This window comes from Pseudomonas sp. P5_B2 (assembly GCF_056400445.1).
This window is the reverse complement of the sequence record NZ_JBFULH010000314.1, coordinates 1-4,854: the sequence shown is the minus strand read 5'-3', so window position 1 is coordinate 4,854 and position 4,854 is coordinate 1. Positions and strand designations below refer to the sequence as shown.

The window sequence follows — 4,854 nt, the reverse complement described above, 5'->3', positions numbered from 1 at the left end:
GTACGCGCAGTGCCGAGCAACGTTGACCCGCGCTGTCGAAAGCCGACGACACCACGTCGATGACAACCTGTTCGGTCAGTGCCGAAGAGTCGACGATCATCGCGTTCTGGCCACCGGTTTCGGCGATCAGCGGGATCGGGCGGCCCTGGGCATCCAGGCGGCCGGCGATGTTGCGTTGCAGCAAACGAGCGACTTCGGTGGAGCCGGTGAACATCACGCCTTTAACGCGATCGTCACCTACCAGTCCGGCACCGACGGTTTCGCCACGGCCCGGCAGCAGTTGCAGCACGCCTTCCGGAATCCCGGCTTCGAGCAGTAAGCGCACGGCTTGAGCCGCGACCAGCGGAGTTTGTTCCGCAGGCTTGGCCAGTACCGGGTTGCCGGCAGCCAATGCGGCCGCGACTTGGCCACTGAAAATGGCCAGAGGGAAGTTCCACGGGCTGATGCAGACGACCGGACCCAATGGGCGGTGGGCGTCGTTGGTGAAATCGTTGCGTGCCTGCACCGCGTAATAACGCAGGAAGTCCACGGCTTCACGCACTTCAGCGATGGCGTTGGCGAAAGTCTTGCCGGCTTCGCGAGCCAGCAGGCCCATCAGCGGCTGGATCTCGCCTTCCATCAAATCGGCGGCGCGTTCCAAAATCGCGGCGCGTTCGGCGGGCGGGGTGGCCTGCCAGATCGGCGCGGCGTTCAAGGCGCACTGGATGGCGTTATCAACGTCATCGACGGTGGCTTCCTGCACATGGCCCACCACGTCACGCAAATCGGACGGGTTCAGCACCGGCGCAGGGGTTTCAGTGCTGGAGGCGCAACCGAGCATCGGCGCGGCTTTCCAGTGGTTGTGAGCAGTGGCCAGCAGGGCGCAGGACAGCGAAGCCAGACGATGTTCGTTGGCCATGTCGATGCCGCTGGAGTTGGCGCGCTCGGTACCATACAGGTCACGCGGCAACGGGATACGCGGGTGCGGCAGGCCGAAGCCGCCTTCCAGCGTCGCCATCTGCTCGATGCTGGCCACTGGATCGGCCACCAGCTCCTGGATCGAAATGGATTGGTCGGCGATGCGGTTGACGAACGAAGTGTTCGCGCCGTTTTCCAGCAGACGACGTACCAGGTACGCCAGCAGCGTTTCGTGAGTACCGACCGGTGCGTACACGCGGCACGGACGGTTCAGCTTGCCTTCGGAAACTTTACCTACAACCTGTTCGTACAGCGGTTCACCCATGCCGTGCAGGCACTGGAACTCGTACTGACCCGGGTAATAGTTCTGACCGGCGATGTGGTAAATGGCCGACAGGGTGTGGGCATTGTGCGTGGCGAATTGCGGGTAGATGACTTCCGGCACCGACAGCAGTTTGCGGGCGCAAGCGATGTAGGAAACGTCGGTGTACACCTTGCGGGTGTAGACCGGGTAGCCTTCCAGGCCTTCGACCTGGGCGCGCTTGATTTCGCTGTCCCAGTACGCGCCTTTTACCAGGCGGATCATCAGGCGATGACGGCTGCGACGAGCCAGGTCGATCACGTAGTCGATCACGTACGGGCAGCGCTTCTGATACGCCTGAATCACGAAACCGATGCCGTTCCAGCCGGTCAGTTGCGGCTCGAAGCACAGGCGCTCCAGCAGATCCAGCGACAGCTCCAGGCGGTCAGCTTCTTCGGCGTCGATATTCAGGCCGATGTCGTATTGCTTGGCCAGCAAGGTCAGCGACAGCAGGCGCGGGTACAACTCATCCATCACACGCTCGTACTGCGCACGGCTGTAACGCGGGTGCAGTGCCGAGAGCTTGATGGAAATGCCCGGGCCTTCATAAATCCCACGGCCGTGGGACGCTTTGCCTATCGAGTGAATGGCTTGTTCGTACGAGGCCAGATATTTCTGGGCATCGTGCTCGGTCAGTGCCGCTTCACCGAGCATGTCGTAGGAATAGCGGAAACCCTTGGCTTCGAACTTGCTCGCATTGGCCAGGGCTTCGGCGATGGTTTCGCCGGTGACGAACTGCTCGCCCATCAGGCGCATGGCCATGTCGACGCCCTTGCGGATCATCGGCTCGCCGCTCTTGCCGATGATGCGGCTCAGGGACGAAGTCAAACCTGCTTCGTTATGCGTGGCGACCAGTTTGCCGGTCAGCAACAAGCCCCAGGTGGCCGCGTTGACGAACAGCGACGGGCTGTTGCCCAAGTGTGGATGCCAGTTGCCGGTGCTGATCTTGTCGCGGATCAGCGCGTCGCGGGTGCCTTTGTCCGGGATGCGCAGCAGCGCTTCGGCCAGGCACATCAGTGCCACGCCTTCCTGGGACGACAAGGAAAATTCCTGCAGCAGCCCCTGAACAATGCCGGCACGGCCACCGGCGCTTTTCTGATTGCGCAGTTTTTCGGCAATCGAGGCGGCGAGTTTGTTAGTTGCTTCGGCCATGGCCACCGGCAGGCGAGCCTGTTCGATCAGCATTGGCACCACTTCCGGCTCAGGGCGACGGTAGGCGGCGGTGATCGAAGCACGCAGCACCGATTGCGGCAGGATGCTTTCGGCGAATTCGAGGAAGCACTGGTGCGCGTGGTCGGCATGGACTTCACCGGTGTCGTCAGCGTCTTTGCTGATCAAACCACTCAGCTCGGTCAGGGTTGCACCACCTTCGAGTTTTTCCAGGTAATTGAAAATTGCCTGTTTGATCAGCCAGTGCGGCGTGCGATCAATCGAGCTCGCGGCGGCCTTGAGGCGCTCGCGGGTCGGGTCGTCAAGTTTGACCCCAAGGGTGGTAGTAGCCATTTTTTTATCCTCATATTTGCCACGACCGCGTGGCATCAGCTGGCGGCAAGATTAGCCGTGCAATCGTGGAGGTGCAACCGGGTGCAACCCTTTTTTTATCGGAATAATCGGCAGTTCATCAGGAATTAATTTCCGGGACTATGGTACCGCTTCGCCTTGGTGCTTTTGCTTCTAGGAAATCGTCGTAACTGCCCTAAAAGGAAGCAAAAACATCCGTTTCTTAAGAAAATCAGCTTGGGTGCAACTTATTCCCAAGAAATGGGTTGCACCCTATTTACGTTGTTGAATAGGATTCGCGCCCCAAGGTGCAACCGGATGAAAAATCGGTGCACCGGCTGATGGCTTTCCTGGGGAAACATCAGTCATTAAATGCGCAGGCTTCGAAATCGTCTGAACAAACGTTGTCGTTTGTCGGCGGTTTCACACGCTGCCGCTACATAAAAACAAAGCCAGGGCATCACTTAATGAGCGTAAGCAATCCAACCCTGATCACGTTTGTGATCTACATCGCAGCAATGGTGCTGATCGGCTTCATGGCCTATCGCTCCACCAACAACCTTTCTGACTACATTCTGGGCGGTCGCAGCCTGGGCAGCGTCGTGACAGCTTTGTCCGCCGGCGCCTCCGACATGAGCGGCTGGTTGTTGATGGGCCTGCCGGGCGCCATCTACATGTCCGGTCTGTCCGAAAGCTGGATCGCCATTGGCCTGATCATCGGTGCTTACCTGAACTGGCTGTTCGTCGCTGGCCGTCTGCGCGTGCAGACCGAGCACAACGGTGATGCCCTGACCCTGCCGGATTACTTCTCCAGCCGTTTCGAAGACAAAAGCGGCCTGCTGCGGATCATTTCTGCGGTGGTGATCCTGGTGTTCTTCACCATTTACTGCGCCTCCGGCATCGTTGCCGGCGCCCGTTTGTTCGAAAGCACCTTCGGCATGTCCTACGAGACAGYGCTGTGGGCCGGCGCKGCGGCWACSATTGCCTACACCTTCGTCGGYGGTTTCCTGGCCGTGAGCTGGACCGATACCGTACAAGCCACGCTGATGATCTTCGCCCTGTTGCTGACGCCGATCATCGTGCTGCTGGCGACCGGTGGTGTCGACACCACTTTCCTGGCCATCGAAGCGCAAAACCCAAGCAACTTCGACATGCTGAAAAACACCACCTTCATCGGCATCATTTCGCTGATGGGTTGGGGCCTGGGTTACTTCGGCCAGCCGCACATCCTCGCGCGTTTCATGGCGGCGGATTCGGTCAAGTCGATTGCCAACGCCCGTCGCATCTCCATGACCTGGATGATCCTGTGCCTGGGCGGGACCGTAGCGGTGGGCTTCTTCGGCATTGCTTACTTCTCTGCAAACCCGGACGCGGCAGGCCCTGTGGCTGAAAACCACGAACGTGTGTTCATCGAACTGGCGAAAATCCTCTTCAACCCATGGATTGCCGGTATCTTGCTGTCGGCCATTCTGGCTGCCGTAATGAGCACCTTGAGCTGCCAGTTGCTGGTGTGCTCCAGCGCCCTGACAGAAGACTTCTACAAAACCTTCCTGCGTAAATCCGCTTCCCAGGTGGAACTGGTCTGGGTCGGCCGCGCCATGGTGCTGCTGGTTGCCCTGATCGCCATCGCGATGGCCGCTAACCCGGAAAACCGCGTACTGGGTCTGGTCAGCTACGCCTGGGCCGGTTTCGGTGCTGCGTTCGGTCCAGTTGTGCTGATCTCGGTGATCTGGAAAGACATGACCCGCAACGGCGCACTGGCCGGCATCCTGGTCGGCGCGATCACCGTGATCGTCTGGAAACACTTCGAACTGCTGGGCCTGTACGAAATCATCCCTGGCTTCATCTTCGCCAGCCTGGCCATCTACATCGTCAGCAAACTGGGCGCGCCGACTCACGGCATGCTGCAGCGTTTTGCTGCTGCCGAGGCTGATTTCCGCCTGAACAAGTGATGGGAGGAGCTTAGGCTCTGACCATTCGCTGAACATGAAAACGGCCCGCTTCCTTTTGGAGGCGGGCCGTTTTTTTTGCGCAGATCTCGTGGTATCGAAATTCCAATGTGGGAGCGGGCTTGCTCGCGAAGGCGGTGTGTCAGC

At 59.6% G+C, this 4,854-nt stretch carries 2 protein-coding genes; one reads left to right on the top strand and one right to left on the bottom strand.

All coding sequences use genetic code 11. The annotated features are described in order from the left end of the window. On the bottom strand, positions 1 to 2,761 hold a 2,761-nt coding region (gene putA / locus AC1DRJ_RS19270), incomplete at its 3' end, for a trifunctional transcriptional regulator/proline dehydrogenase/L-glutamate gamma-semialdehyde dehydrogenase (RefSeq protein WP_477803550.1). Positions 2,762 to 3,225: 464 nt separating this feature from the next. Here putA and putP point away from each other — a divergent pair. Next, positions 3,226 to 4,710, top strand: coding sequence for a sodium/proline symporter PutP (putP, locus tag AC1DRJ_RS19265; RefSeq protein ID WP_477803549.1), 1,485 nt, complete (start codon positions 3,226 to 3,228; stop codon positions 4,708 to 4,710). The last annotated feature ends 144 nt before the right edge of the window (positions 4,711 to 4,854 follow it).